This is a genomic window from Arthrobacter gandavensis, assembly GCF_039528575.1.
Lineage (GTDB): Bacteria > Actinomycetota > Actinomycetes > Actinomycetales > Micrococcaceae > Arthrobacter_B > Arthrobacter_B citreus_B.
In genome coordinates this window covers 353,528-380,507 of sequence record NZ_BAAALV010000007.1, presented here as the reverse complement: position 1 = coordinate 380,507, position 26,980 = coordinate 353,528, and the positions used below count along the sequence as shown (strand labels likewise).

26 protein-coding genes are annotated in these 26,980 nt (G+C 66.9%); 2 read left to right on the top strand and 24 right to left on the bottom strand.

The window, feature by feature from the left end; all coding sequences use genetic code 11:
• Nucleotides 1–10: 10 nt before the first annotated feature.
• The 9 genes from ABFX29_RS15225 to ABFX29_RS15185 are packed head-to-tail and all read right to left on the bottom strand — an operon-like array spanning nucleotide 11 to nucleotide 9,515.
• The gene (locus ABFX29_RS15225; RefSeq protein ID WP_152228504.1) at nucleotides 11–1,393 is read right to left on the bottom strand and encodes an MFS transporter; all 1,383 of its coding nucleotides are present in this window, start codon (nucleotides 1,391–1,393) and stop codon (nucleotides 11–13) included.
• Nucleotides 1,390–2,328: a polysaccharide deacetylase family protein gene (locus ABFX29_RS15220; RefSeq protein ID WP_152228505.1), complete on the bottom strand. Its 939-nt coding sequence runs from the start codon at nucleotides 2,326–2,328 to the stop codon at nucleotides 1,390–1,392. Before ABFX29_RS15220 ends, ABFX29_RS15225 begins: the two co-directional genes overlap by 4 nt.
• Before the next feature lie 4 nt (nucleotides 2,329–2,332).
• The gene (locus ABFX29_RS15215) at nucleotides 2,333–3,289 is read right to left on the bottom strand and encodes a polysaccharide deacetylase family protein (RefSeq protein WP_152228506.1); all 957 of its coding nucleotides are present in this window, start codon (nucleotides 3,287–3,289) and stop codon (nucleotides 2,333–2,335) included.
• A complete protein-coding gene (locus ABFX29_RS15210; RefSeq protein ID WP_152228507.1) occupies nucleotides 3,286–3,966 on the bottom strand; it encodes an isochorismatase family protein in 681 nt (226 codons plus the stop codon). The genes ABFX29_RS15215 and ABFX29_RS15210 overlap by 4 nt, the downstream gene beginning before the upstream one ends.
• Before the next feature lie 23 nt (nucleotides 3,967–3,989).
• Nucleotides 3,990–4,655, bottom strand: a complete 666-nt coding sequence (locus ABFX29_RS15205; protein WP_152228508.1) for an isochorismatase family protein — start codon at nucleotides 4,653–4,655, stop codon at nucleotides 3,990–3,992.
• Nucleotides 4,652–4,948, bottom strand: coding sequence for a Dabb family protein (locus ABFX29_RS15200; RefSeq protein WP_152228509.1), 297 nt, complete (start codon nucleotides 4,946–4,948; stop codon nucleotides 4,652–4,654). The genes ABFX29_RS15205 and ABFX29_RS15200 overlap by 4 nt, the downstream gene beginning before the upstream one ends.
• Before the next feature lie 12 nt (nucleotides 4,949–4,960).
• Complete coding sequence (locus ABFX29_RS15195; protein WP_152228510.1) at nucleotides 4,961–5,707, bottom strand: maleate cis-trans isomerase family protein; 747 nt, start codon at nucleotides 5,705–5,707, stop codon at nucleotides 4,961–4,963.
• Nucleotides 5,708–5,724: 17 nt separating this feature from the next.
• Nucleotides 5,725–7,818, bottom strand: a complete 2,094-nt coding sequence (locus ABFX29_RS15190; protein ID WP_152228511.1) for an FAD-dependent monooxygenase — start codon at nucleotides 7,816–7,818, stop codon at nucleotides 5,725–5,727.
• The gene (locus ABFX29_RS15185) at nucleotides 7,815–9,515 is read right to left on the bottom strand and encodes a carbon-nitrogen hydrolase family protein (RefSeq protein WP_152228512.1); all 1,701 of its coding nucleotides are present in this window, start codon (nucleotides 9,513–9,515) and stop codon (nucleotides 7,815–7,817) included. Before ABFX29_RS15185 ends, ABFX29_RS15190 begins: the two co-directional genes overlap by 4 nt.
• A gap of 231 nt (nucleotides 9,516–9,746) precedes the next feature.
• Here ABFX29_RS15185 and ABFX29_RS15180 point away from each other — a divergent pair, with 231 nt between their 5' ends.
• Nucleotides 9,747–10,523, top strand: coding sequence for an IclR family transcriptional regulator (locus ABFX29_RS15180; protein WP_152228513.1), 777 nt, complete (start codon nucleotides 9,747–9,749; stop codon nucleotides 10,521–10,523).
• 77 nt (nucleotides 10,524–10,600) lie between these two features.
• Here the strand turns inward: ABFX29_RS15180 and ABFX29_RS15175 are convergent, their stop codons facing one another.
• The 15 genes from ABFX29_RS15175 to ABFX29_RS15105 form a co-directional block, all read right to left on the bottom strand.
• Complete coding sequence (locus ABFX29_RS15175; protein WP_152228514.1) at nucleotides 10,601–11,557, bottom strand: ABC transporter permease; 957 nt, start codon at nucleotides 11,555–11,557, stop codon at nucleotides 10,601–10,603.
• Nucleotides 11,554–12,549: an ABC transporter permease gene (locus ABFX29_RS15170; RefSeq protein WP_152228515.1), complete on the bottom strand. Its 996-nt coding sequence runs from the start codon at nucleotides 12,547–12,549 to the stop codon at nucleotides 11,554–11,556. Before ABFX29_RS15170 ends, ABFX29_RS15175 begins: the two co-directional genes overlap by 4 nt.
• The gene (locus ABFX29_RS15165) at nucleotides 12,546–12,827 is read right to left on the bottom strand and encodes a hypothetical protein (RefSeq protein WP_152228516.1); all 282 of its coding nucleotides are present in this window, start codon (nucleotides 12,825–12,827) and stop codon (nucleotides 12,546–12,548) included. Before ABFX29_RS15165 ends, ABFX29_RS15170 begins: the two co-directional genes overlap by 4 nt.
• Entirely contained in the window at nucleotides 12,827–13,903 is a 1,077-nt protein-coding gene (locus tag ABFX29_RS15160) for an ABC transporter ATP-binding protein (RefSeq protein ID WP_152228517.1), read from the bottom strand. The genes ABFX29_RS15165 and ABFX29_RS15160 overlap by 1 nt, the downstream gene beginning before the upstream one ends.
• Entirely contained in the window at nucleotides 13,900–14,958 is a 1,059-nt protein-coding gene (locus ABFX29_RS15155) for an ABC transporter ATP-binding protein (protein ID WP_152228518.1), read from the bottom strand. Before ABFX29_RS15155 ends, ABFX29_RS15160 begins: the two co-directional genes overlap by 4 nt.
• Nucleotides 14,955–16,031: a class I SAM-dependent methyltransferase gene (locus ABFX29_RS15150; RefSeq protein ID WP_152228519.1), complete on the bottom strand. Its 1,077-nt coding sequence runs from the start codon at nucleotides 16,029–16,031 to the stop codon at nucleotides 14,955–14,957. Before ABFX29_RS15150 ends, ABFX29_RS15155 begins: the two co-directional genes overlap by 4 nt.
• A 48-nt stretch (nucleotides 16,032–16,079) precedes the next feature.
• Nucleotides 16,080–17,570, bottom strand: coding sequence for an ABC transporter substrate-binding protein (locus ABFX29_RS15145; RefSeq protein WP_170287767.1), 1,491 nt, complete (start codon nucleotides 17,568–17,570; stop codon nucleotides 16,080–16,082).
• A gap of 136 nt (nucleotides 17,571–17,706) precedes the next feature.
• Nucleotides 17,707–18,000, bottom strand: a complete 294-nt coding sequence (locus tag ABFX29_RS15140) for a hypothetical protein (protein WP_152228521.1) — start codon at nucleotides 17,998–18,000, stop codon at nucleotides 17,707–17,709.
• Between the two features lie 41 nt (nucleotides 18,001–18,041).
• Nucleotides 18,042–19,094, bottom strand: a complete 1,053-nt coding sequence (locus ABFX29_RS15135; protein ID WP_152228522.1) for a class I SAM-dependent methyltransferase — start codon at nucleotides 19,092–19,094, stop codon at nucleotides 18,042–18,044.
• A gap of 251 nt (nucleotides 19,095–19,345) precedes the next feature.
• Nucleotides 19,346–19,882: a MaoC family dehydratase gene (locus tag ABFX29_RS15130; RefSeq protein WP_152228523.1), complete on the bottom strand. Its 537-nt coding sequence runs from the start codon at nucleotides 19,880–19,882 to the stop codon at nucleotides 19,346–19,348.
• The gene (locus ABFX29_RS15125; protein WP_152228524.1) at nucleotides 19,875–20,516 is read right to left on the bottom strand and encodes a CoA transferase subunit B; all 642 of its coding nucleotides are present in this window, start codon (nucleotides 20,514–20,516) and stop codon (nucleotides 19,875–19,877) included. The genes ABFX29_RS15130 and ABFX29_RS15125 overlap by 8 nt, the downstream gene beginning before the upstream one ends.
• Entirely contained in the window at nucleotides 20,516–21,310 is a 795-nt protein-coding gene (locus tag ABFX29_RS15120) for a CoA transferase subunit A (protein WP_152228525.1), read from the bottom strand. Before ABFX29_RS15120 ends, ABFX29_RS15125 begins: the two co-directional genes overlap by 1 nt.
• A 45-nt stretch (nucleotides 21,311–21,355) precedes the next feature.
• The gene (locus tag ABFX29_RS15115) at nucleotides 21,356–22,519 is read right to left on the bottom strand and encodes an acyl-CoA dehydrogenase family protein (protein WP_152228526.1); all 1,164 of its coding nucleotides are present in this window, start codon (nucleotides 22,517–22,519) and stop codon (nucleotides 21,356–21,358) included.
• The gene (locus ABFX29_RS15110; RefSeq protein WP_152228527.1) at nucleotides 22,506–24,587 is read right to left on the bottom strand and encodes an acetyl/propionyl/methylcrotonyl-CoA carboxylase subunit alpha; all 2,082 of its coding nucleotides are present in this window, start codon (nucleotides 24,585–24,587) and stop codon (nucleotides 22,506–22,508) included. The genes ABFX29_RS15115 and ABFX29_RS15110 overlap by 14 nt, the downstream gene beginning before the upstream one ends.
• Nucleotides 24,588–24,591: 4 nt before the next feature.
• Nucleotides 24,592–26,196, bottom strand: a complete 1,605-nt coding sequence (locus ABFX29_RS15105; protein WP_152228528.1) for a carboxyl transferase domain-containing protein — start codon at nucleotides 26,194–26,196, stop codon at nucleotides 24,592–24,594.
• Between the two features lie 150 nt (nucleotides 26,197–26,346).
• Here ABFX29_RS15105 and ABFX29_RS15100 point away from each other — a divergent pair, with 150 nt between their 5' ends.
• Nucleotides 26,347–26,961: a TetR/AcrR family transcriptional regulator gene (locus ABFX29_RS15100; protein ID WP_152228529.1), complete on the top strand. Its 615-nt coding sequence runs from the start codon at nucleotides 26,347–26,349 to the stop codon at nucleotides 26,959–26,961.
• Nucleotides 26,962–26,980 lie beyond the last annotated feature (19 nt).

Sequence of the window (26,980 nt, the reverse complement as noted above, 5' to 3'; positions counted from 1 at the left end):
GATACGGACCTCAGGTCCGCCGCACAGCCCCGACGGCGTTCGCTGCGGCCAGCACCAGGCCCGCGGCGGCAATCGAAGCCCCCAGTGCCGGGGCACCGCCGCCGGGCACTGCCAGCACGGCTTCCACCACCACGACGGACAGTGCTGCCCCTACGTACTGGGCTGTGCGGTAGAGCCCGCTGGCCACGCCGATTTCCCCCGCCGGAGCCACGGCGTGGAGCAGTGACTGGTTTCCCACGTTGTTGAAGCCGTTCGGGATGCCCAGCAGGGCACCAACTGCGGCCAGCAGCCACAGCGGCGCACCGGCAGTCCAGGTCAGTGCCAGCACCGTGCCGGCCAGCAGGAACCCTGCCCCGCCGATCAGCAGCAGCCATCGGGGCCGGAGCTTTTTGCCGGCCGCGGTGGCTGCCATGGTGGAGAGCACGCCGACGCCGAAAACCGGGATCATAAGCGCCCCGGATTCGGCGGGGCTGAGTCCGCGGGTTCCTTCGAACCAGAGCGGCAGGCCGTAGAAGACACAGTAGAACGCCGTGAAGGTGAGGACGGCGCGCCCGCAGGTTCGCAGCACCGCCCGCTCCCTCACAAGCAGCCGCACGTCCACGAACGGCTGTTTCGTGTTCAGCTCACGCCAGGCAAACAGCGCCCCGAGTGCGGCGGACGCTGCCAGCAGGGCGGCGGCCGTGAACAGTGCACCGTCCAGTTCCAGCAGTCCCGCCATCAGGGCTACCAGGGCGAGGACGAACAGGAGCAGGCCCGGAACGTCCAGGAGTTTCAACACCGTCCGCGCGCTGCGCGGCGCAGGCCGGGGATCCGGGTCCACGGTCCGGAAAACCATCAGTGCAGAAGCGGCAACCAGCGGAATGTTGGCCCAGAAGATGGCCTGCCAGCCGCCGGCGACTACCAGGAAACCTCCAATCGAGGGACCAACTGCGGCCATGGTCTGCCCGCACAGGGCGATCGTGCCGATGGCGCGGCGGTTCGAGGCGTCCCTGTCTTCGGCACTGCGCCGGATAATCGCCATGGCGGCCGGGAAGTGGATGGACGCGCCTATTCCCATCAGCACCCGGACGGCAATGAGCTCCCCGATGCCGGGCGCGAACGGACCAAGCACCGAGCCGGCCAGCACGATTCCCAGCCCGGCCAGGTACAGCCGCCTGGCTCCGAACAGGTCAACCAGCCGTCCGGCGGTGGGGGAAGCGACCGCACAGGCGATGTACATGCCCGAGACCAGCCAGGGAAGAGCTGACTCATTGCCGTAGAAGACCCCAATGGAGACCATCGCCACGGCGATGATTGAGGAATTGAAGCCCTGCAGGATGGTGCCGGAGCCCAGTGCCCAGCCGAGCCTGCCCGGGAGCTCGGGGCGTACTTCGGCCGCCGGCGCCCTTGTCACGGCCGGACGGCGCCGGCTGCGGCGGCTGGCTGGACGAGCACGTCGGAGGGCAGCGCGAACACTACGTCAGGGCGGGCGGCGAGCCGGCCCAGGAACGACTCGGCGACGTCGGCGAAGCAGGCCTGTCCCAGGACCCAGCCGAACCAGCTCAGCCCCAGGAACCGTTGTCCGCTGCTGCGGGCGTCCTCGAGAAGCTGGTTTACGGTGTCATCGAGCAGCTGCTCGTAGTCCTCGAAGGGCAGCCCCCGGCTGTAGAGGGCGAACATGTCCTCCGTTTCGAGGCTGAAGGGCAGGGCTGTCAGTCCCGCGGCATCCCCGGATAGGGCAACGGGCACCTCATCCAGGGTCCAGTCCGCGAACCAGGGAATCCCCTCGGCCGCCAGCAGCGCTGTGGTGCGCGGGGTGGAGGTGCGCTCGGGTGAGAACCAGCCGGTTATGCGCCGTCCGGTGGCTGCCTGGACGGCGTCGACTGACGCTGTGATGTAGGCGTGTTCGGCAGCTGCGTCCATGGCGGGGTCCAGCACAATGTTGGCGGCAGCTCCCCGGGCCGCGATTTCCCCGGCCCGTTCACCCAGCGCCCGCCCCAGGCCGGGCAGCGCTGCGGCATGGGAGTCCAGCGCCACGGCTGCCGGAACGCCGTACCGGTCAGCGATATCCAGCAGCCGGAAGATTCCGGTGGTGAGCCCAAAGTCCCACTGGGACAGGCGGGCCACCTGGCCCGGACGTGGCTCGCCGGTCTCCCGCCCGACGCCGCCCTGCATTGCGAGCGGCTTGTGGCTTCCGGCCGGCACCGGATCGGCGTAGCGCGGGGCGTGCAGCAGCAGGGAGACGGTCAGTGACGCCCGGCTGCTCCAGGCCGGGCGGAAGGGCTCGTAGGTGCGGGGAATGTCCGGGGCGTACGGCACGGCGTCGGCCGGATGATCGATGATGGACACTGTTTCAGCTCCTAGCCAGAGTGGGCTGCCCGGCCGCAGCAGCCAGTTCCTGGGCGTATGCGAGCTGGGCGTCGTAATGGTGTTCGAGGTAGTAGTCGGTGATTTCGCCGGCTGTGGCCAGCCAGACGTCGTCCTGGCTGCGCAGGAACCCGAAGATGTCCCGGACATGCCGGTAGAGGTGCGGCTGGCCGGCAACAAAGGGATGGGTTGCTACGCAGGCAACCCGCCCCTGGCCGTCAACGGCAGCGTCGCGGAGCAGGCGGCGGACCTGTGCTTTGGCCAGGCGGGCGAAATAGCCGCCGGAAAAGTGCTTGGCGTGCAGCAGCGGAACGTCGTTGAGCATAAAGGAGTACGGGATGGAGACCAGGCGGTCCCCGTTTGCAGTTCGGAGCGGCCGGGGCTGTTCATCGTGGATCCAGTCGGCGTGGTAGGTCATCCCGTGTGCGGCCATCAGCTCGCAGGTGTTCTCCGTGCCGGAGACCTTGGGCCCGAGCATCCCCTTGATGGTCCTGCCCGTGTACGCCAGGGCCAGTGCCTGGTTCAGTTCATAGAACTCGTTCTCCTGTGCCGGGGCCATCCCGTAGAGCGGGCGCAGGTTGTTGATGCCGTGGCTCATCACTTCCCAGTTCCGCTCCAGCATGGCGTCGCGCACTTCGGGAAGCTCCTCGAGGACCTGCAGGCTCAGGGACACGGTGGACGGAATCTGGAATTCGTCCACCGCACGCAGCAGCCGCCAGAATCCCACCCGGTTGCCGTAGTCCCGGTGTGTGTAGTGCTGCAGGTCCGGGGTGGACACCCGCCCCTGCACTCCTCCCCCGCCCGGCGGCACGTAGTCATAGTGCTCCACGTTGGGGGCATGCCAAACGGCTACCGTCTTTCCGCCGGGCCAGGTCACCCGGGGGCGGCCGGGCAGCGGCGCGTAGACCAGGCGTTCATCGTGGCGAACCGCGGGTTCGTTCATGCCTGGTGTTCTCCCGCTCCGGTGCGTTCGGCGGCGAGGGACCCCAGCCGGTCCAGGGTCTCTGCCAGTCCCACCACGTCGCCGAAGCGGTCCTGCATGTCCCAGAGGCTGACTTCACCGGAGAGGGTGCGGAAATCATCCACGCACTCTTCGACGACCGACACCCGGTAGGAACGGTAGGCGGCGTCCATGACGGTGGCCCGAACGCAGCCGCTGGTGGAGGTTCCGGCGACAATCAGTTCGTCAGTGCCCAGCTGCGCCAGCAGGTCATCCAGCCGGGTTTTGTAGAACGCGGTGGCCACTGTTTTTTCCACGATGTGGTCCCCCGGCTCCGGCGCAACAACTGCGGAGATTTCGGTCCAGGGGTTTCCGCGCAGGCAGCGTTCGGTGAGCGAGGAGCGTACCCGCTGGGCGAGCATCCGGTCCTCGAGGTCATCGAGGATCATCTTGATGTAGATGACGGGCACGCCGGCGGCTCGGGCTGCAGTTAGCAGTTCAGCCGTTGCCTCAAGCGCAGCGGCGGCCGAGGGGCCGCAGCCCTCGTGTTCCACAAATGCCTTCTGGAAGTCGACGACGACGACGGCCGGCTGCTGCCCGGGTCCAACCCGCGGGCGTTCGGCGCGCAGCTGCCGGATCTTTGCCATTTCCAGGTTCCAGTCGGGGCTTGGGGTGTTCATGGAGGTGTCCTGTTCTGTGGGGTCTAGTGCGGGCCGGGGGCCGGCCGGGCTGCCAGGTAGTCTTCGATGCCGGCCACCGTCTGGACGTCGGCGATCTTGGCCTGGATATCCACCAGGTTCGCGCGATGGATATCCGGGTGCCGGTCTCCCACTGCGTCTTCGGCCACGATGGGAATGAACCCGTGCTGGAGGGCATCCAGGGCAGTCGCCCGGATGCACCCGCTGGTGGTGAGGCCGGCGATCAGGACCGTGTCAATCCGTGCTGCGGACAGCAGGGAGGCCAGCGGGGTGCCGAAGAACGCACTGGGGTACTGCTTGGTGATCAGGGTTTCCCCCGTTTCCGGGGCCAGCCCGGGGATGAACTGTCCCCAGGGGCTCGATTCATGCCAGACGCGGGTGGCGGGAACCTTGCGGGCGAACAGGCCGCCGTCGCCGGGCCCGGAATACCGAACCCGGGTGACGTAGACGGGAATCCGGTGCTTCCGGGCCGCGGCCTTCAGGCGGTGCATGCCCTCGACGGCGGTTTCCACGCCGGCGTAGAGCGGGGAAGCCTTATCCGTGTAGGCGGTGGCCGGATCCACCAGCAGCAGGGCCGGGTGCTCTCCGGGTCCCAGGCTGCCGTCCAGCCCGGCGGCGCTGAAGTCGGACGCAAAATCCGTTCCACTGCGCGGCACCGCCGCCGGAGTCATCCGCGGACCTGGACGAAGGCCTTGGCCGTGATGGCCGGGGCAATGTGCTCCTGCACCAGTGCCACGTGGGCGGGGTGGGACTGGTATGCCCGCCAGGCGGCTTCATCTGCGAACGCGACTTCAAAGTGGATGTCCGCGTTGCCGTCCTTGAGACCGGCATCGCGTGCGGCCTGGACGGATTCGACGCCGGGCACCAGGTCCTGCAGCGCTGCCAGCCCGGCCAGGATTGCTTCGGCTGCGGCCGGATCTGCGTCCGGCCGCAGGGTCAGCAGGCCAATGTGGCGAAAAGCCATGTGGAACTCCTTCTAGAACTCTTCGAGCAGGCGCCCGAATCCGGTCAGTTTGTCTTCGATTCCCTGGGCACGCAGGGCGTGCCAGATCGTGGCTGCGTTGATGGCGATTACCGGTTTGCCCAGTTCCTGCTCAAGTTCTGCGGCTACTTCCACGGCGCACAGGTTGGTTCCTGCCTGCACCAGGGCGTCCACCTCCGGGCCGTCCACGGCGAGGAACGCCTCCCGGATCTGCTCGCGGGTGACTTCGGAGATGTTGGTGGCGGAAGTGCAGGCGAAGCCGTGCACCTTCTGGACTTCGTAGCCCATATCGGTGAAGTAGGCGCGGACCTGCTCATCGCCGATGGGCTGGTAGGGCGTGATGAAGCTGATCCGGCGGGCGCCGAACTTCTTCAGGGCCGCATCGCAGGCAGCCGCGCCGGTGGAGAGTTCCAGGCCGCCGGCCTGCTCACGGATGCCGGCTTCGAAGGCTGCTGCGCCTTCGGCACCGCCCCAGAAGGTTTCCGCGGACATGCCCATCACGATGCGGTCCGGCTCGGCGGTCAGGACGTCGCGGACGGCGTACCCGGTCTGGGTGCGAAGGTCCTCGAGGAATTCAACGAAGGACGCGTCGTCGCTCAGTTCAGGCTGGCTGATGAAGATGCGGCTCGCTGCGAAGCTGACTCCCGGCGGGCGCATGAGGTTGTATTCGGCTTCCACGACGGTGTTGGTGGAAGGCACAATCACGCCCAGGACGGCGCGTTCGGAGAGGTAGGAGGGCATCGTATTCCTTTGGTGGTCTAGTTCTTCCGGGCTCCGGCGGCGGCACCGGAGGCAAGCAGCGTGTTCAGGGAGGTCCAGCCGAGCTGTTCCGTGGAAACCGGCCAGGCCTGTTCTGCCAGCGACTCGTAGGCCGCGTGCAGGGCGCTTCCCGCGGCGAGGAGTCCCGTCACCGGGTAAATGATGAGTCCGACGCCGGCTGCGGACAGGTCTTCGAGGGCACCGGGGGCAGGTTCCCGGGCTTCGGAGCGGTTCAGGACCAGCCGCTTGCCGGTGGCCCGGTGCAGGGCGGCCAGTTCCGGAAGGGAAAGCTGTCCCTCGGGGAAGATCAGGTCTGCGCCGGCTGCGGCATAGGCACGGGCGCGCTGCAGGACGCCGGGGAAGCCTTCGGCGGCGTACGCGTCGGTGCGGGCAATGACCAGCATTTCCTGCCGGGCGGCAACAGCTGCGGCGATCTTCGCTGCGGCTTCCTCCGGCGGGAGCACTGCCGGAGCGCCGGAAGGTGCCTTGGGCTGCACCTGGTCCTCGATGGTGATAGCGGCAGCGCCGGCCCGTTCATAGGCGGCGGTGGTGTGCGCTGCGTGGCGGGCGTCGCCGTACCCTCCGTCGCCGTCAGCTATCACGGGCAGTCCCGAGGCAGCAGCCACCGGCTCCAGCTGGGCAAGCATGTCCGTCCGGCCCACGAACCCCTGGTCCTGGCAGCCCAGCCCCGCAGCTGCCGCTGCCGCACCGGAAACGAGGCAGGCACCGAACCCGGCATTCCGCACCAGGGCCGCACTGAGGGCGTCGTAGGCCCCGGGAGCCACCACTGTGCCGGCAGAGAGCGCCGCCCACAGCCGACGTCCTGCCGGTCCCGCAGCGCTGCGGGCGGCCCGCAGTCCGCCCTCGAGCAGGTCGTTGGAACGGGAGACTGCCGAGAGCATGGAGGAGTTCAGCAGGTAGCTGCGGGAAAGTTCACGGTCGGCGGCAATGCGCCCGAGTTTCACCGTTCGTTCGTGCCGGGCAGCGGTGTCCGTTTCCTGCAGCTCCTTGTAGTTCTGGATGGTGTTCTTCTGCAGGAAGTTCACGGCGGTGCTGCGCCGGGCGTCGTCGTAGGCTTTGGCAGCCAGCTCGGCGTCTGCGCCGTCCAGGGCTGCGGCCACCGTCCTGGCGGCGGCAACGGCGTCATGGATGCCGCTGTTCATGCCCATCCCGCCCAATGGGTTGTTCACGTGTGCGCTGTCTCCGGCGAGCAGTACCCGCCCGGCGGCCATGGTCGCGGCCACCCGCTGCTGCACCACGTAGATGTTGGCGTGGTCCAGCGGGTAGGCGCCGTCCTTCGGTGCCACGTTCTGGATGCGGCGTTCGATGGTTGCGGGGTCCAGGGCCTCGGCGTCGGACGTGCCTTCGTCGATGGGCATCAGCACGCGCCAGTGCCGCGGGGTGCGCAGCAGCACGCCCCAGTCTGAGGGGTCGGAGAGGTACGCCACGAGCGCCAGGTCATCGAATTCCCGGGCCAGTTCGTGGGTCGTGGAGGCGACCAGGAACCGTTCCGGCAGGGTCAGTCCTTCGAACGCGATGCCCAGGGACTTGCGGATCCGCGAGCGCGCGCCGTCGGCGGCGATCAGCCAGTCGGCCGTGTAGCTGGGCTCCCGCCCGTCCCCGTCGAGGAAAACCCGGGCGTTCGCGGTGCCCATTTCAACACGCTGGACCGGTGCGCTGAAGCGCAGGTTTACATGCGGGTAGTCGGCCAGCTTGGCGAGGATGACTTCGGTGAGCCGGTTCTGCTCGCACTGGAGCCGGTAGGGGAAGCGGGTGTCCTCGGAGAGTGCTTCCAGTTTCAGGTCCGCCAGGATGGCACCGGCCTTGTCCCGGTACTGGAACCGGGGAGCCGGCAGGCCCAGTGCCTCGACCTCGGCCAGGATGCCCAGGTCGTCCAGCATTTCGAGGCTGGGCGGATGGAACGTGGAGGCCCGTGATTCCTCGGCCAGCTCAGCGCCTGCTTCCAGGACCGTCACCGGGATTCCGCGCTGTGCCAGGGCCAGGGCTGCCACCATGCCGGTGGGTCCCATGCCCGCCACCAGGACCTTCACGTGGGTGCCGGCCTGTCCGTCCGGGCTGAATGTGCTTTTCATCGAACTGCCACCTCCGTGGTCCGTGTGAAGGGTTGGTAGATAAGGGGCTGCCGGGTGGCCACCGGGTCCAGGTGGAACCCCTGGACCTTGGAATGCGAGCCGCGCAGGTCGAGCTCCACCTTCATCTGCTCCTCGAATCCGCCGCGGCAGGTCCAGGCGGTGGGGTACCGCATCAGGGCAATTGGCTGGCCTGGAACGAATTCGTCGGATTCAACCACCTGGCTGCCCAGTTCGCCGGCGGAATCAAGCCGGGCTGCGGAGACCAGGTGGACCCGGTTTTCCTCGGTCCGCTGCACCGCGGCGACCTTGGCTGCCTCGGGCCGGTCCCAGCCGGTGGGGTGGACGATCAGTTCCGCGCCGCGCAGGGTAAGGACGCGGGCGGTTTCGGGGTACCAGACCTCCCCTCCGGTCATAAAGCCGATCCGGCCAATGCCGGTGTGCGCGACAGTGAGGTCCGAGCCCGGCGTGGCCCAGGTCTCCGAAGCATCCAGATGGGTCTTGCGGTAGCTCGCGCACAGGTTCCCGGAGGAATCCACCAGCCAGGTGGTGTTGAAGAAGGCGCCGTCTTCTTCTTCCACCAGGTTCACTGCGACGTACAGGCGGGCCTGCTGGGCTGCGGCCTGGATCTGTTCCAGGGCCGCGGCGCTGAACTGCGCTGCGGCCTGCGGGTCTGCTGCCACCTCGCCGGGCTGGAAGCAGAACAGCTCCGGCAGCACACCCAGGGTCACGGCGCGGGTGCCGGCGAAGGCGATCTGTCCCAGCGCCCGGGTGAGGGTCCAGTCCCGGTTGTGGAACCAGGAGACCTGCAGCGGGGCAACGGTGATCAGTTTGGAGGGCATGTCCCCTGCCGGGCCGTACATGGCCGCTGCCGGAACTTCTCCCACCGGGAGGAGCAGATCTTCGTAAAGCTCAGGGCGGCGGGCGGCGAAAATGTCCCCGCGCTGCGGGTCCGTCTTGTCATCCGCAGCTGCCGGGTCAAGGTCCGCCCACACGAGCTCCTCGGCTGCTTCCCCTGCCGAGGCCAGTACGGTTCCCCCCGGTGAGACGATCTGCGATCCGCCCATCCAGGGATAGGCGTCCGCCGGCCCGCCCACCGTGTTGGAGGAGACATGCCAGACACGGTTTTCCATGGCGCGCTGCGGGACGTGCAGGCGGTGTTCGTCCGGTCCGCGGCTGTTCAGGGAGTTCAGCAGCACCTGCGCGCCGTCCAGCGCCAGCAGCCGCGGCACCTCCGGCACAATCCCGTCGGCGCACATCAGCAGGCCCAGGCGGCCCAGTTCAGTGTCGACGGCCGTGACCGGCTCGGTGCCGGGAACAAAGAGCGTGTATTCGTAGTCCCAGAAAATGTGCTTGCGGTGCACCTTGGCGACTGCACCGTCCGCGTCGATCAGGATCTGGCCGATGTAGACGTCGGGGGCGTTGTCCCCGCGCAGGTCCACGCCTGCGGCGACCCAGATTCCCAGCTCGGCGCAGGCGGCGCGCAGGCCGGTGACGAAGGCGCCGTCGAGGTTTTCGGCATGCTCCCAGGCACCCTCGCGGGTGCTGAAGTCACGGACCCGGTTGGCGTTTTCCGGCAGTACCAGCAGCTGCACGCCGGCGTCGGCGGCGCGGCGCATCCAGCCGATGCACAGCTGCAGGTTGGCCGCGGTATCCGGACCCGAGAAGAACTGGGCGGTGCCAAAGCGAGTATTCGCCACGGGGCTTCCTTTCCTCAGCTACGCCCAAAGGTATGATTTCCATATTCTGGGAATAGGTTCCTATTAACTGGGAATAACGCTAGTTAGCCGGAAGGGACCGCGTCAACGCAGAACCCGAAGCGAAACAAGCATTTAACATTTGCTGGGACTGAAATTCCCATAGGATGGCACACCAGTGGCCGCAAAATCCTGCGGCTGCGCGTTCTTCCAACCAACCCACAAGGACAAGGGATGACCCCGAACACTCGCGCCAAAGGCACCAGCGGAGCCGAAACCGGCCGGAAGACCATCAGCGTGCTGGGCCTCTTTACCGGCGCCCGGCCAACCTGGACGGTCGCTGAGCTGGCGCAGGAACTGGGCCTGACGACGTCGACGGCCTACCGGTATGTGGGGCTGCTGCGGGAGGAAGGTTTCCTTGAATCCGCGACGGACAGCGCCTACCGGGTCACGGCCCGCGTCCTTGACCTTGCGGCGGCGCACACGGCGAGCCGGACGGACATTGTGGACATCGCCGTGCCGGTCATGGCACGGCTGCGGGACGAGGTCGGTGAAACGGTGCTGATTGCCCGCCGGGCCGGGGACTACGCGTACTGCGTGGAGCGGGTGGAGTCCCAGCAGGCAGTGCGGCTCCAGTTCCGCCGGGGCCAGGCCATGTCCCTGCATTCCGGGTCGATTCCGCGCACCCTGCTGGCCTACATGCCGCTCGGGGAGCGGGAGCGCTATGTTGCCTCCGTACAGGCCCAGGTGGCCTCCGACGCACACCGTGCCCTGCTCTCCCCCGAAGCCCTGGACGAGCTGGCGCGGACGGGGCACACCGAGAGTTTTGAAGAGATCGACCCGCAGATCTGGGGCTGCGCGGCAGCCGTGCACGCACCGGGGGGCGAGGTCCTGGCGCTGGGCACGGCCGGGCCGGTTTACCGGCTCCAGGACGCTGACCGGGCACGGATCCAGGCACGCATCGTCGACGCCGCGCGGCAGATCACCGACGCCCTCGCCGTCGTCGGCTAGATTCCGGCCGCAGCAAAGGGCACCTGTCCGCTCCGGAGAGTGGACAGGTGCCCTTTTTCGGCGGTGGGACCGGGCGTTCAGCTGAGTTCGGGGTCGTGCTTGGACTTCGGGCTGCCCGGAGTCAGGGCATCGCGCAGCGAGTCGCCGAACGTGTTGAACGTCAGGAGGATAACCATCAGCACGGCCCCGGGGGCGATGGCCGCCCAGGGTGCCAGCCGCAGGTCGGTCTGCCCGTCCGCCAGCATGGAGCCAAGCGTGAACTCCGGAGGCTGCACGCCCAGTCCCAGCAGGGAGAGCCCGGACTCGGCCAGGGTCAGGATGCCGGCCATGTTGGTCCACAGCACCACCACCGGACTGATCACCGAGGGCAGTACGTGGCGGAACATGATCCGCGGAGCCGAGGCCCCGTAGGTCCGGGCGGCGGTCACGTAGTCGACCCTCCGCACCTGGGCGACGGTGGAAACGATGACGCGGGAGAACGTGGTCCAGCCCCAGTAGCCCAGGAAGACGATCAGCATCACCGCCCCCGATCCAACGACGGCGGAGAGCGCGATTCCCACGGCTGCGAACGGCAGGGCCAGCTGCACGTCCGCGAGCCGGAGCAGCACCGTGCCAAGCACCTTTTCGTAGTAGCCGGCGAGCACGCCCAGCAGCAGGCCGAGGCAGGCCGCAATGGTGGCTGCCGAGAGCCCGATGACCAGGGACAGCCGCAGCCCGTAGAGCAGGCGCGAGGCAATGTCCCGGCCCAGTGCATCAGTGCCCAGCAGGTGTTCGGCCGGCCCACCCAGCCAGGCCGGGGCCAGGTTGATGCGCAGCAGGTCCTGTTCCCGGGGATCGAACGGGGCCAGGAAATCCGCGAAGAGGGCGCAGCAGGCCAGCAGCAGCAGGGCAGCCCCGGAAATCCGTGCAGCCCAGCCGGAAAACACGGCGGAGGTCACTTCCCGGAAGCGGGACGGCGCCTTCGGCCGGGGCTTGCCCTCGGCGGAGACCGGTGCTGCTGCCGCTGCGGCCGGCGGCGGGGTCATAACTGTCATTTCGCGACCTTCGTTCGAAGTCGGGGATCCATCAGCGTCACAATCGCGTCGATGGCCAGGTTGATCACGGTGATCAGCGCAGCGATCGCGAAAACGCCGGCCTGCACCACTGGGAAGTCACGGGTGGTGACGCTGCGGACCAGCAGCGCGCCGAGCCCGCCGTAGTTGAAGATCGGCTCCAGCACCACCAGGGAACCGAAGGAGATCGAGAACAGCAGTCCCACGAAGGAGACCAGCGGAGGCAGCGCGGTGGGCATGGCATGGCGGAAGAGGACCCGCGCCGGGGAGATGCCCTTGGACCGTGCCATCTGGATGTGCCCCTCCCCCAGCACGTCCAGGAACTGGCCGCGGACCAGCCGGGACAGGGTGGCCACCGAGCTCAGTGCCAGCACGGCAACCGGAAGCACCGTGTGGGCAAGGGTTCCGCTGCCGGTGGCTGGCAGCAGCCGCCAGGTCAGGGAGAAAACAAGCACCAGGAGCAGGGCGAGGAAGAAGTAGGGAATCCCGTCCAGCAGGAACGCGGCTGACATCAGCACCCGCGAGCGCGCCTTGGAACGCTTCAGCGCCGCATAGATCCCGACGACGAAGGCAACGCAGACGCCGATCACCAGGCCCGGGAGCAGCACCTGCAGGGTCAGGGCCATGCGCTCGGCGACCAGGGCCGCGGCGTCGATCCCGAAGGTGTAGGAGGTGCCGAAGTCCAGGCGGAGTGCACCGGCGAGGGCAGAGAAGTACTGCTCGTGCAGCGGCTTGTCCAGGCCGAAACGCTCCCGGGTCAGCTGGATCTGTTCCTCGCTGGCGTCGGGTTCGGAGAACAGGACGGCGGGGTCTCCGGACATGCGGGCCAGTACGAACAGGAAGGAGACAACACCCCAGAGCACAAAGGCGAGCAGTCCGGCCCGTTTCAGCAGGTAGAGGGCAATGCCGCGGGCTTTTCCGGAGCGGAGCCGGGGCGCAGCGGCACCCGTGCGGGGCAGGGTTGCAGCGCTCACGGCAGCGTCCCTCCCGCGCCGCGTGCCGCGGCGATCAGCCGTCCGGTGAAGGCCTTGCCGGCCTGCTCGAGTTCGTCCTGGAGCTCAGGGCCGGGAAGGGCGGTGTCAATGTCCTCGCGGCGGAGTCCGGTGAGTTCGGCCAGCAGTGTTTCAGTCACTGCCTGGCGGTCGCGCAGCACGGAAACCTCGGAGGCCAGTTCCAGGATCATGCCCATCAGGGCATCCATGTCCTGGGCGGGATCCAGGTACTTGGCATTTTCAACAGCGAAACCGGGCATTACTTACCTCCTGAGGGGACCGGAACCGGGGCAGGGCGGTTCAGGGAGAAATCTGGTACGTGGGCCAGCGGATGGGGAATGGCCGGGGCCACGGTTTCCTGGCCGGGCACAGCGAGCTCGCCTGCCCGGTGGCAGGCCACCATGCGTCCGGTGCCGTCGTTGGTAAGCACCGGCCGTGAAATCCGGCAGAGGTCGGTGACCAGCGGGCAGCGGGTGCTGAAGGCGCAGCCGGACGGGACCTGCGACGGCGAGGGGATATCTCCCCTGGGCACCAGGCGGTGTTCGGGGGCGCGTCCCATGGAGATCAGGGAGACCGTATACGGGTGGCGCGGAGCGGCAAAGATCTGCTCCGCTGTGCCGTATTCGACAACCCGGCCCAGATAGAGGACCAGGACCTTGGAGCTGATGTAGCGCACCAGCTCCAGATCGTGGCTGATGAACAGGTAGGAAATGCCGCGTTCGGTCTGGATATCGCGGAGCAGGTTCACCACCTGGGCCTGGACTGATACGTCCAGGGCGGCCGTGGGTTCGTCGGCCACGATCAGGCTGGGATCGAGCATCAGAGCTCTCAGGACTCCTACCCGCTGGCGCTGTCCGCCGGAGAGCTGGCGTGGATAGCGCAGTGACCAGGCCGGATCGATTCCCACGCTTTCCAGCGCTTCTTCCACCTTGGCGGCACGGGTTCGTGCGTTGCCGACGCGGTGGACTTCCAGGGGTTCGGCCAGTGACTCGCCCAGCCGCCTGGAGGGGTTCAGGGCCGTGCCCGCGTTCTGGAAGATCATTGCCGAGCGGCGGCGGAGGTGCTGGGTCAGGCGGCGCCCGCGCAGCCGCGTCACGTCCTCGCCTTCAAAATAGACCCGCCCGGCGGTGGGTTCGTAGAGCCGCAGCGCAGCCCTGCCAAGGGTGGTCTTGCCGGAGCCGGATTCACCCACGACGCCGACCGTCTCTCCCTGGAGGACGGACAGGGAGACGTCGTCCACGGCAACCACCTTGCTGCCCCTGGCGCCTTTGAAGTGCTGCTCCAGGGACATGATCTGCAGGACGGCCTCCGGGCCGTGCGCGGTTTCCGGGTTCATTCGGTACCTTTCTGGACGGATGCTTCGCGGGGCGCCTGCTGGACGCGGACGCAGGCTGTGCGGTGTTCCGGAACCGTGATGGAAAGCAGCCCGGGCACCGCCGCGGAGCATTCCGGAGCGGCGGAGGCACAACGCGGTGCGAAGGCGCAGCCGGGAGGAAGATCGTCCAGGGCCGGAGGACGTCCGGGGATGGTGAGCAGCCGCTCCCCGCCCTGGCGTTTGGGCTGGGCCTGCAGCAGCGCCCAGGTGTAGGGGTGCTGCGGGTTGCCCATCACTTCCTTCATGGGCCCCTGTTCCATCACTGTTCCGCCGTACATCACCACCAAGTGATCCGCCAGGCCGTCAATGACGTCCAGGTCGTGGGTGGCAATCACGATGGTCAGGCACATTTCCCGGTTGAGTTCGCGCAGGAGTTCAAGGATCTGCTCCTGGGTGGTGACGTCCAGGGCGGTGGTGGGTTCGTCGCAGAGCAGTACCCGGGGCCGGGCCACCAGGGCCATGGCGATCACTATGCGCTGCAGCTGCCCGCCGGAAACCTGGTGCGGGTAGGAGCGCATCCTGGCTTCCGGGTCGGGGATGCCGACCCGTGCGAGCATGGCCACGGACAGTTCCCAGGCGGCAGCCTTGGACAGGGCCGGATCTGCCGAGCGGGCGGATTCAACGAGCTGCCCGCCGATCGAGTGCATGGCGTGCAGTGCGCTCCATGGATCCTGGAAGATGACCCGGGCGTAGCTGGCACGGAAAGACCGCATCTGCGCCGGGCTCATGCCGGTGACTTCGTGCGGGCCGACCCGCAGTTCCCCGCCGACGCGTGCGCCCCAGGGAAGCAGCCGGACCATGGCGAGCATCGCCGTCGACTTCCCTGAACCGGATTCGCCGGCGAGGGCGACGATTTTCCCGGCTGGGACGTCAATGTCCACGTTGCGCAGGATCTGCAGCTCGCCGGACGCGGTGGGCAGGTGGACACTGACGCCCTTCAGGGAAATGCCGTTTCCGTCCCCGGCCACCGGCAGGGGTGCCTGCGCTGCGGGCAGGGCGGGAGCCGCGGTGCTCATGCGGTCTCCAGCGGCTTGCGGGCGGTGAGGATCCACGGGTAGACACCATCCGGTGTCAGGGCGCCTTCGGTGACGTCCACGAAGCCTGCTGCTTCCGCCCACTCACTCAGCTGCGCCGTGGCTGCGGTGCGCCACCACGGTTCATTGCCGTGCTCTGCGTCCCAGTCATCGTTCCACGCCTTGTAGGGGTCGCAGGCCCGGTACGGCGTTACGTCGGAGAAGTGGATTTCCCCGCCGGGCTCCAGCAGCCGGAAGGACTCGGCCAGGATGGCGCGGGTAATGTGCGGGGGAACCTCGTGGAGCAGGATGAAGGAGGTGACCAGGTCAAAGGAGGCATCCGGCAGACCGGTCTTTTCCGCCAGCGAGCGTACGCAGCGCCAAGCCAGTCCGGCGTCCAGCGAGCGGCGCTTGGCGTAGTTCAGCGAGGTGCGGGAGGGATCCAGGGCGGTGATCTCCGCCTCGGGGTAGGCCTCGGCCAGCATCATGGTGTATTGGCCGGTGCCGGCGCCCAGGTCCAGGATGCGCCGGTAGCCGCTGCGCGGAGCTGCTTCTGCCACCTGCTTGCGCAGCGCAAAGATGTTGTTGCCGTAGGCGGCCATCAGCAGGTACTTGTAGACCAGTTCAAAGTGGATGAACCCCATGTGGTCGTGGCCGTCCCACCCGCCGGCGGTCCCGTGGAACTCGTAGTCCCAGTAGCGAGGCACGTCCTCGCCGAGCAGGTCTTCCACCAAACCTGCGGGAACCGAAGCCAGCGGTTCGAGGTCTGCGCGGGAGCGTTCAAAGGCTGCGACGGCGCGCGGGGTGGTCTGGTCCCGGCACCAGCGCAGCACCGAACCGACAACGCGCTGTTCCGGAAGACCCGACAGGACGGGTACTGCAGCGTTTCGCAGTTCCGCGATGTCTGCCCCGGACTCCCCCGCCAGCACGCCGGCCGCTTCGAGAGCGGCACGGACGTCCTGGCGGAGCGGCAGCAGGGCCCCCCGCATCTGCCTGAGGAAGGCCAGCTCGGACCGGCCGCGCTGGTCGATGCGGATCTGCTCCTGGGCGGTCAGGGTGGCTGAGGGAGCTGCCATGGGGTGTGTCCTTCCGTACGGGGTTCTGCGGTGTGGGGCGGGCGCCGGCTAGCTGGTCTTGGTGACGTCGGTGAGGTGCAGCGAGAGGCCGGTGGAGAAGTCCACGCCCTCGACGCCGTCCTGCACGGCGCCGACCGCCGGAGCGGCGAAGGTCCACAGCGCCAGGTTCTGTTCGTTGACGTATTCGCTGGCCTCGATGAGCAGCTCTTCGCGGGTTTCCTTGTCCATTTCGTTGCGGGTCGCATCGTAGAGGGCGGCCCACTCCTCGGAGGAGTTCATGCGGGAGATGGTGGTGAAGCCCCGGTCAATGTCATAGATGCCGTTGAAGGAGAGCCCGCGGTAGAGGATGTCCGCGTCGGTGGTGCCTCGGGCCTGGACTACCCAGTCTGCGATTTCCACCAGGTTGAGCTTCACCTTGAACCCGGCTGCCTCCAGCATCTGGCCCATGGCCTCGTAGAGGTTCTTGTTCTGGCTGGACTGCCCGGTAATGGTGATTTCGGTGCCGGTCGCACCTTCGGCCTCAACGATCTTCTTCGCTTCTTCCGGATCGAACTCCGGGCGCGTGATGTCCGGCGAGTATCCGGCCACGCCTTCGAGGGCGAGCTGGCCATCCTCGATCTCCCCCGCACCGGCGGTCATGGACGCGGTCAGCGCCTCGGCGTCGACCGCCAGGTTCGCTGCGCGGCGCAGCTCAGGGTTCGCAAAGGCGCCCTTGTCGGCATTGAACTGGAAGAAGTTCAGGCTGCCGCCCCATTCGGTGGAGACGTTGTAGTTGCTGCCCAGGACCTGAATGGCGTTGGGGCCCAGCTGGTGGGCAATGTCCACTTCCCCGGCTTCGAAGGCGGACTGCAGCGAGGTCTGGTCGGAGAAGGTGCGCAGCGTGACGTTCGGCGTTGCCGGTGCTTCGCCCCAGTAATCGTCGTTGGCGGTCAGGGTAATGCTCTGGCCTGCGTCGAACCCGGTGATTTCGTAGGGGCCGGTGCCGGCCCCGGTGCTGTTGAAGCCTTCTTCGGTCCAGGCGTCCGACGGCGCAATGTAGGCCAGGCTCAGCTGTGAGAGCAGCAGCGGGGTGGGTTCGCTGGTGACGATCTGCACCTCGTAGTCTCCTACCGCCGTCACGGATTCGACCTGGGTGAGGTAGGTCGCGGGCTGGTAGCCCTTTTCCTGAATGGTCGTGAGGGAGAACACGACGTCCTCGGCCGTGAACTCACTGCCGTCGTGGAAGGTGACGCCTTCGCGCAGCTTGAAGGTCCAGGTGAGTTCATCTTCGGCCAGTTCCCAGCTTTCGGCCAGGCTCGGCTGTCCCTCGCCGGTGGCGGGATCCACGGTGACCAGCGGTTCGTAGGCAGCCAGCAGCCAGGTGCCGTAGTAGGACATCAGCGGGTTGATCGCGCTGGTGCTGACGATCGAGCCGACGGAAACCGAGTCGGCCGCGGCCTGCTCGGAGGATGCTGAATTCCCGCATGCGCTGACGGCCAGGACGCCGGCAAGGCTCAGGGCTGTTCCGGCATAAAGGCGGCGGGACCAAGGCTTGTTCATGGTTCTTCTCTCTCGCGTTGGGGAGGTCCGCATGGAGCCCACGGACGGTTTTTGGGCAGGGCAGGGCATGGCAGGGCAGGGAGGATAGGGAGGATAAAGACAGGAAATGGGGTGGTGCGGCAGCGCCTTGGCTGCTTTAGCTCAGGGCCGCGGCGACCCGATCGTCGGAGTCCAGCACGGCGCCGTAGACCCTGGCGGCCAGGCGGCGGCGTTCGGCCGTGAGCCGTTCGGCCAGGTCCTCGTCCGGAACCGCCGCATCGACTGCCCCGGCAGCCAGTGCGCCGGAGCGATGCAGCTGGTCTTCCAGGACCAGCACGCGGTCCTTGAGGATCCAGAGTTCGCTGGTGAGTTCGAAGAGCATCCGGGCGACGTCGTCGAGGCGGCGCTCGCCCAGGTAGGTGGGGCGGTTGGGTACATCTCCACCGGCCATGTTTGTGTCCTTTGCTGAAGTCGTGAAGTCGGTCGTCGGGGTCAGGCCAGCGGTTTGCTGGCCAGGGTGATCCAGGGGTATTTGCGTTCGGTGGCCCCGAAGGACCGGATGTCCGTGAAGCCGGCGGTGCGCAGCATGCCCGGCAGGTCCATGGTGAGGGCGTCGCGCCAGTAGGGCTCGCCGCGGTTTTCGGTTTCCCAGTCGAGGATTACGGCACGGAAGGCATCGTGTTCCTCATACGGTGCGACCTCACAGATCATCAGGTCTCCGCCCGGCGCCAGCAGGCGGAAGGCCTCATGCAGGATCTGCTGGTTGGATTCGGTGGGAACCTCATGCATCAGGGTGTAGGCAGTCACCAGGTCCGCCTGTCCGGATTCGAGCCGGGTTTCTTCCGCCGGTGCCTGGTACCAGTCCACGGCCAGCCCGGCATCGGAAGAGAGTGCATGGGCGTACTTCAGTGAGCTGGCGGAGAGCTCGACGGCGGTGATGCGCGCCTCGGGGTAGGTGCGGGCCAGGGCCGTGGTGAACCTGCCGGTGCCGGCGCCCAGCTCGATGATCCGTTCGTAGCGTTCCCGCGGTGCGCAGCGCGCGCTGACGTGCCGCTGGTCATTGAGGTTCTCGTCATGCCGGACGGCACCGACGCCGCCGGGGCGCAGGATGTAGCCGAAAACCAGTTCGTGGATGGCCGGGCCCATCAGCTCGTGGCCGTCCCAGCCGCCGGGTGCCAGGTGGAAACCGTTTTCCCAGTACTCCGGCGCTTCGAATCCGGGGTTCAGGGTGAGGGTGCCTGCAGGGGTACGGGATTCGACCCATCCGATGATCTTGTCCCGGGCGGTTTCCGCCGCGGGCAGTGCCCGGACGTAGGCTTCCTCCGCCACCCAGCGGGTCAGGAACCGGTCGAAGGCCCAGGCCGCACTGTCAGCGAGGTGGTGCTCCACGGACGCCTTGCGTTCCATAATCGGCACAGGCGGATTAGGCTCGGCTTCCCGGTATTCGGCGGCAGCACGGGTCTGCAGCACACCCCCGGCGTAGGACTGGGTAGCACCCAGGAATTCAAGTCCGGCCCGGGATGCCTGAGTCAAAGGAATCTGCATTGCGCACTGCCTCTCTGCCAATAATTCTCGATATGTAGGAATCTAATACCCACATTTAGCGAGATCGGAGCAAAGAGCGTTAATTTACCTCCGCGTAACAGAGAGTTTTCACAGCGTGCGTTTTCAGTTCGCACATGATGAAAAGCGTTCGATTATGTCGTGCAGAACCGGAAAACGGGAGCAGCAGTTCCGCTCAGGTGTTCGTCACTGGATTCAACGGTAGCCCGGCGGTACCGGGCCGGTGCAGCCGGTTACCCGGCGTTACCCGCGGGCGGAAAACCCCCGGAGGTCCACATCAGGGCAGTCCGGGTGAACGTGGCCACGACGGTGCCGTCCTGGTTGTGGCCGGTGTGCTCCAGCGTGATGATCCCCTGCCCCGGCCGGGATCCGGAGAGCCGCTTGGCGGCTACCCGTGTCTGGGAATAGAGGGTGTCTCCATGGAAGAGCGGATGCGGAAACGCAATGTCCGTCAGGCCCAGCTGGGCCACCAGGGTTCCCTGGGTCAGCTGGCTGACGGACTGCCCCACCATCACGGCCAGGGTCAGCATTGAATTGACCAGCCGCCGGCCGTAGGGCTGGCCGGCACTGTAGGCAGCATCAAGGTGGAGCGGCTGGGTGTTCATGGTCAGGGTGCTGAAGAGCACGTTGTCTGCCTCGGTGAGGGTGCGGCCGGGCCGGTGCGCGTACACCGTTCCCGGCTCGAGTTCATCGAAGAAGAGTCCGCGCTGCACCACCACCCTGCCCGCAGCGGTTTCTCCGGAAGCGGTTCCTCCGGTTGCCTCAGACACCAAGGGCCACCTCCAGCGGCGCTCCGGTGGCGGCCACCACCTCCTCGATGGAAACGCCGGGAGCGGTTTCGCGCAGGACCAGGCCCTCCGGCCCGACCTCGATCACTGCCAGGTCCGTGACGATCAGGTTCACGCAGCCCCGGCCGGTCAGCGGAAGGGAGCACTCCTGGACGATCTTCGGCCGGCCGGCGCGGTCCACGTGCTCCATCATCACGATCACGCGCTTGGCACCGAAGACCAGGTCCATGGCTCCGCCCATGCCCTTGACCATCTTTCCGGGAATCATCCAGTTGGCCAGGTCCCCGTTCGCTGCCACTTCCATGGCACCGAGGACCGCCACGTCCACGTGGCCCCCGCGGATCATGCCGAAGGACTGAGCGGAATCGAAGAACGCTGCTCCCCTGTTCACCGTGACGGTTTCCTTGCCGGCATTGATCAGGTCCGGGTCCAGGGCTGCTTCCTCCGGGTAGGGCCCGACGCCGAGGATCCCGTTCTCCGAGTGCAGCACCACTTCCACCCCCTCGGGGATGAAGTTCGGGATCAGGGTGGGCATGCCGATGCCCAGGTTCACATACTGGCCGTTTTCAAGCTCCTGGGCCACTCTTGCGGCCAGTTCGTTCCGGGTCAGTGCCATTACATTGCCTCCTTGGCCGCGGCGCCGCCAGCGGCAGCGGACTTGGCTTCCGCGACGGTCCGCTTCTCGATGCGCTTCTCTCCCGGTCCGGTCAGCACCACCCGCTGGACAAAGATGCCCGGAACATGGACTTCGCCGGGATCAAGCTCCCCCGGCTCCACGAGCTCCTCCACCTCGGCGATGGTGATCCCTCCTGCCGCAGCGCAGAGCGGATTGAAGTTCATGGCAGAGGCATGGAAGACGAGGTTCCCGTGCCGGTCGCCCTTCCAGGCGTGGACCAGAGCGTAGTCCGGGGTAAGGGATTCCTCCAGCACATACTCCCGGCCACCGAAGCTGCGGACCTCCTTGGCCTGCGATGCCTGCGCCACACCGCCCTCGGCATCGTACTTCTGCGGCAGGCCGCCTTCACTCACCTGCGTTCCAACGCCGGCCGCAGTGTAAAAGGCCGGAATACCGGCGCCGCCTGCACGCAGCTTTTCCGCCAGAGTTCCCTGCGGGGTGAGGACAACCTCGAGTTCACCGGCCAGGAACTGCCGGGCGAATTCCTTGTTCTCCCCGACGTAGGAACTCACGGTGCGGCGGATCCGGTGGTCGGCCAGCAGCAGGCCCAGCCCCCAGTCATCCACGCCGCAGTTGTTGGAGACCGTTTCGAGTTCGTCCGCGCCCTGGGCATGAAGGGCGGAGATGAGGACCTCCGGTATTCCGCAGAGCCCAAACCCGCCTACGGCCAGCGACGCACCGCTGGGGATGTCTGCCACGGCCTCTTCCGCCGTGGCCACTGTCTTGTCGATCATCGTGGTATCCGTTCGTTAATCGCCGTTGACTAACCTGTTCCGGCCCTACAGTCCAAGTTCCCGGGCTATGAGCATGAGCTGGACTTCGGAAGTGCCTTCCCCGATTTCCAGGATCTTCGAGTCCCGGTAATGCCTCGCCACCGGGAATTCGTTGATGAAACCGTAGCCGCCAAACACCTGGGTTGCATCCCTGGCGTTGTCCATCGCGGCTTCACCGGCCACGAGTTTTGCCATTGCGGCCTGGACCTTGAACGGTTTCCCGGCCAGCATCCGGGCCGCGGCGTCGTAGTAGGCCAGCCTCGCGTTATGGGCACGGGTCTGCATTCGGGCGATCTTGAAGGCAATCGACTGGTTGCTTCCAATGGTCGTGCCGAAGGCCATCCGTTCCCCCGCATAGCGCAGAGCCTCGTCCACGCATCCCTGCGCGGCGCCGGTGGCCAGGGCAGCGATCGCAATCCGGCCCTCGTCCAGGATCTGCAGGAAGTTTGCGAAGCCGCGGCCCTCTGCGCCCAGCAGGTTGTCCTGCGGCACCCGGACGTCGGCGAGCGAAAGCGGATGGGTGTCCGAGGCGTTCCAGCCCACCTTGTTGTAGGCCTTCTCCACGGTGAAGCCAGGAGTCCCGGAGGGAACGATGATGGTGGAGATGTGCTTGCGGAGTGAGCCGTCGGGATTTTCCGTCGTGCCGGTTACGGCCGTCACCGTCACGAGGGAGGTGATGTCGGTGCCGGAATTGGTGATGAATTCCTTGCTGCCGTTGATCACCCACTGGCCGTCCTCGAGACGTGCCGTGGTCTTGGTGCCGCCGGCATCTGAACCTGCTTCGCTCTCGGTCAGCCCGAACCCTGCGAGCGCGCTTCCCTCGGCGAGGGGCGGCAGCCACCGCTGTTTCTGCTCTTCGGTACCAAACCGGTAGATCGGCATGGCGCCCAGGGAGACACCGGCCTCAAGGGTGATGGCCACGGACTGGTCCACCCGGGCCAGCTGCTCCAGGGCCAGGGCCAGCGCGAAGTAGTCTCCGCCCATGCCGCCGTATTCCTCCGGGAAGGGCAGTCCGAACAGGCCCATCTCCGCCATCTGTTCCACCACCTTGTAGGGGAAGGAATGTTCGGCGTCGTGCTGGGCAGCTACCGGGGCAACGACTTCTTCGGCGAATTCCCGGACGGTGTCCGAGAGGACCTGGTGTTCTTCACTGAGTTCAAAGCTCGGCATTGCCTGCTCCTTGGGTTGGGGTTCCGGGATCTTCCACCCGAACGACTGTGGCCAGTACCTGGCCGGCCTTGACCAGGTCGCCTGGCCGGAGGGTGATCGAAACGCGTCCAGCGACCGGGGCGGTGAGCTGGTGCTCCATCTTCATGGCTTCCACGCCGAGCAGCACCTGGCCGGCTTCGACGGTGTCCCCGTTCGCAACCGCCACTGTGACTACGGTGCCGGGCATCGGCGAGCGCAGCATGGGGTCCGCTGCGCCTTCGCTCCTTCCCGCCGCTGCCAGCGCGGCCCGCAGGGTTTCGCGCCGCCTGGGCAGTTCCAGCGCCGCGGTGAAGCCGTCCCGGCTGGTCCAAAGCACCGGTGTGCCGCCCGGCCCGCGGGAAAACGCGAACAGCATCGAATGCACGACGCCGTCCAGCGCCAGCCGCAGCCCGTTTCCGACCAGGTCCATCCCGGCCCTGGCCACCGGCTGTCCGTCGATGCGGAGCTGCGCATCTTCGACGCTTCCCAGCACCTCGACGCTGCGGGTCCTTCCGGCGGCTTTGACTGTCACCGCCAGCGGGCGTCTTCCGCCGATCCGCCATCCGCCTGCGCGGCCCCAGGCAGGCGGCGGGTTCCGGGCTTCGGGACCGCCCGGGCCGGGAACCCTGCCCTGCAGCGCCGCGAGCCGGAGCAGTGCTGCCACAGCAAGTTCGGGGATTCCGGGTTCCTGGAACGCCAGTTCCGGAAGGCGCCGCTCGATCAGCGTGGTGTCCAGGTCCCCGGCCTGCACGGCCGGGTCGGCGAGCAGCAGGCGGAGGTACTCGGTGTTGGTTCCAATTCCCAGGATCACTGTCCGGGCCAGGGCCGTGTCCAGCCGCCGGAGCGCCTGCTGCCGGTCAGTACCCCAGGCGATGACCTTGGCGAGCATCGGGTCGTAACTGGAGGAGATGTCCTGCCCGGAGAGCATGCCTGAATCGGTACGTATCCCCTCACCGGCAGCTTCGCGCAGCATCTCCACGCGCCCGGCGGTGGGCAGGAACCCTGCGGCCGGGTCCTCGGCGTAGACCCGGGCCTCTATTGCATGTCCTTCCAGGCGGACCTGGTCCTGGGAGAAGTCCAGCGGCTCTCCGGCGGCGATCCGGACCTGCCATTCCACCAGGTCGATTCCGGTGACCATCTCGGTGACGGGGTGCTCCACCTGCAGCCGGGTGTTCATCTCCATGAAAAAGAACTCATCCGGTGCCTCTCCTGAGACCAGGAACTCAACCGTTCCCGCGCCCGTGTAGTCCACGGACCGTGCCGCCTCGCAGGCTGCCGCCCCGATGCGTGCGCGGGTGGCGGCGTCGAGCAGTACCGAGGGAGCTTCCTCGATCACCTTCTGGTGCCGGCGCTGCAGGGAGCATTCACGCTCACCCAGGTGGATGACGTTCCCATGGGTGTCGGCCAGGACCTGCACTTCAATGTGCCGCGGCGCAGAGACCAGCCGCTCCAGGAACAGGGTGTCGTCCCCGAATGCCGCTCCTGCCACCCGCCGGGCCGAGGCGAGCGCGGCGGGCAGTTCCGCGGGATCAGAGACTGCGTGCATGCCCTTGCCGCCTCCCCCGGCTGAAGGCTTGATCAGCAGCGGGTAGCCCACACCGGCTGCCGCAGCAGTCAACTCCCCGTCGCCCAGGCCGGGTTCGGCGATACCGGGGATGACAGGCACCCCGTAACCGGCCACATGGTTCTTGGACTGGATCTTGTCTCCCATCAGTTCCAGCGCCTTGATGCCGGGGCCAATAAAGGCGATGCCGTTTTCAGCGAGGAGCCGGGCAAAGGAGGCATTTTCGCTGAGGAACCCGTAGCCGGGATGCACTGCCTGCGCGCCGGAAGCCAGGCAGGCGGCCAGCACTGCCTCGGCATTGAGATAGCTGCTGCGCGGATCCGTCGGGCCAAGGCGCACGGCGGTATCCGCCTCGCGCACGTGGCGCGCGCCGGCGTCGGCGTCGCTGTACACGGCAACGCTGCGAAGTCCCAGTTTTTTGAGGGTGCGGATCACCCGGCAGGCAATCTCTGAGCGGTTAGCTACCAGAACAGTCGTAAAAGTCATGTGCTCACATCCGGAAGAGGCCGAAGGAAGTTTCGGGAAGCGGTGCGTTGGCGCAGACATCCAGGGCCAGGCCCAGCACGGTGCGGGTGTCCTGCGGATCGATGATCCCGTCGTCCCAGAGGCGTGCGGTCGAGTAGTAGGGGCTGCCCTGCGCCTCATAGTCCTGGCGGATGGGTTCGCGAAAGGATTCCTCCTCCTCGGCGCTCCATTGTTCACCGCGGGCTTCGAGCCCGTCCCTGCGGACCGTTGCCAGGACGGCGGCAGCCTGGTTTCCGCCCATCACGGAGATCCGGGCGGCCGGCCACATCCACAGGAACCGCGGCGAGTACGCCCGGCCGCACATGGAGTAGTTGCCGGCGCCGAAGGATCCGCCGATCACCACGGTCAGTTTCGGCACCCGGCAGGTCGCCACCGCCGTGACCATCTTGGCGCCGTGCCGGGCTATTCCGCCGGCTTCATAGTCGCGGCCGACCATAAAACCGGAGATGTTCTGCAGGAAGATGAGCGGAATCCCGCGCTGGTCGCACAGTTCAATGAAGTGGGCACCCTTCTGAGCGGATTCGCTGAACAGCACCCCGTTGTTTGCCACGATGCCCACGCGGTGTCCGTGCAGCCGGGCGAATCCCGTAACCAGGGTGGTGCCGTATTCCTTCTTGAATTCGTGGAATTTACTGCCGTCGGTGATCCGGGCAATGACTTCCCGCACGTCATAGGGGGTCTGCAGGTCTGCCGGGACCGCGGCGTAGAGCTCTTCCGGATCTGCCTCCGGCTCCACGGCCTGCGCGGGTTCCCAGGCACGCAGGGGTTCAGGGAACGTCTCCGCGATGTCCCGGACGATTTGAAGCGCGTGGGCATCGTTTTCGGCCAGATGGTCGGTGACCCCGGAGGTGCGGGAGTGCAGTTCTCCGCCGCCCAGCTCCTCCGCAGTCACCACTTCCCCGATGGCAGCTTTCACCAGCGGCGGGCCACCCAGGAAGATGGTGCCCTGGTTGCGCACGATCACGGTTTCGTCGCTCATGGCCGGCACGTAGGCGCCTCCGGCGGTGCAGGAGCCCAGGACGGCGGCGATTTGCGGGATCTTCGCGGCGGACATCCGTGCCTGGTTGTAGAAGATCCGGCCGAAGTGATCCCGGTCGGGAAAAACCTCGTCCTGCAGCGGCAGGAAAGCGCCGCCGGAATCCACCAGGTAGATGCACGGAAGCCTGTTCTCCAGTGCGATTTCCTGGGCCCGAAGGTGCTTCTTCACCGTCATCGGGTAGTAGGTTCCGCCCTTGACCGTCGCGTCGTTGGACAGCACCATCACGTGCCGTCCGTGGACCAGTCCTATTCCGGCGATAAGTCCCGCTGCCGGGCATTCGTCTTTGTACATGCCGTTCGCTGCCAGGGGTGCGATCTCCAGGAACGGGCTGCCGTCATCGAGCAGCGCCTCGATCCTTTCCCGCGGAAGCAGCTTGCCGCGCGAGGTGTGCCGCTCTCTGGAACGGGCAGGCCCGCCCTGGGCGGTTTCGGCGAGGCATTTGCGCAGCTCACCGGCAAGCACCCGCTGGGCGGCCTCGTTGGCGGCATACTGCGCAGATGCCGGGTCCAGCGCTGTGGCAAGGGTCTCCATCGACTTCCTTAGGTTGAGCGTCTTTTGGCACTGCCCGCCGGAGACCCGGCTCTGGTTAATGCCCGCTAACCCAAATCAGGTTAGTGGCTATTAACTGACGTGTCCACCACAATGGAAGGGTTGCCAACACAAAACCGCGGAAAGGCAGGCATGGATTCCACTAAGAGCACCCCGCGCACCGCTACGGGCCGGAGCGCCGCTAAGGCCTCCCGGCGTGCAGCGATGCTGGACGCCGCGGCCGCGCTGTTCGCGGAGAAGGGCTACAACGGTGTCTCCATTGAGGAACTCGGTGCCGCTGCGGGTGTCAGCGGGCCGGCCGTCTACCGCCATTTCAGCGGCAAACCCGCCCTGCTCTCCGCACTGCTGATCGGTGTCAGCAAGGACCTGCTGGAAGGGGGCATCGCCGTCGTTGCCGAGTCTGACACCGCAGAAGTGGCCCTCAGCGGGCTGATCGAATTCCAGGTGGACTTCGCCCTGCGCCAGTCGAACGTCATTCGGGTCCAGGACCGCGACCTCGCCAGTCTTCCCGAAGAGGACGAGCGCACTGTCCGCCAGCTCCAGCGCCAGTATGTGGAGGTCTGGGTGGACGCCATCTCGGCCCTGCATCCCAAGGCTGAACTTGCGCTGCTGCGCCACCGGGCGCAGGCCGTCTTCGGGCTGATCAACTCGACCTCCCACACGCTGACCAGCAAAACCACGGCCCGTGAAACGGTCAAACTGCGCGCCCTGCTCGAACGCATGGCATGGGCCGCACTGAATGCCTAGTAGGCTAAGAAAAACCCCC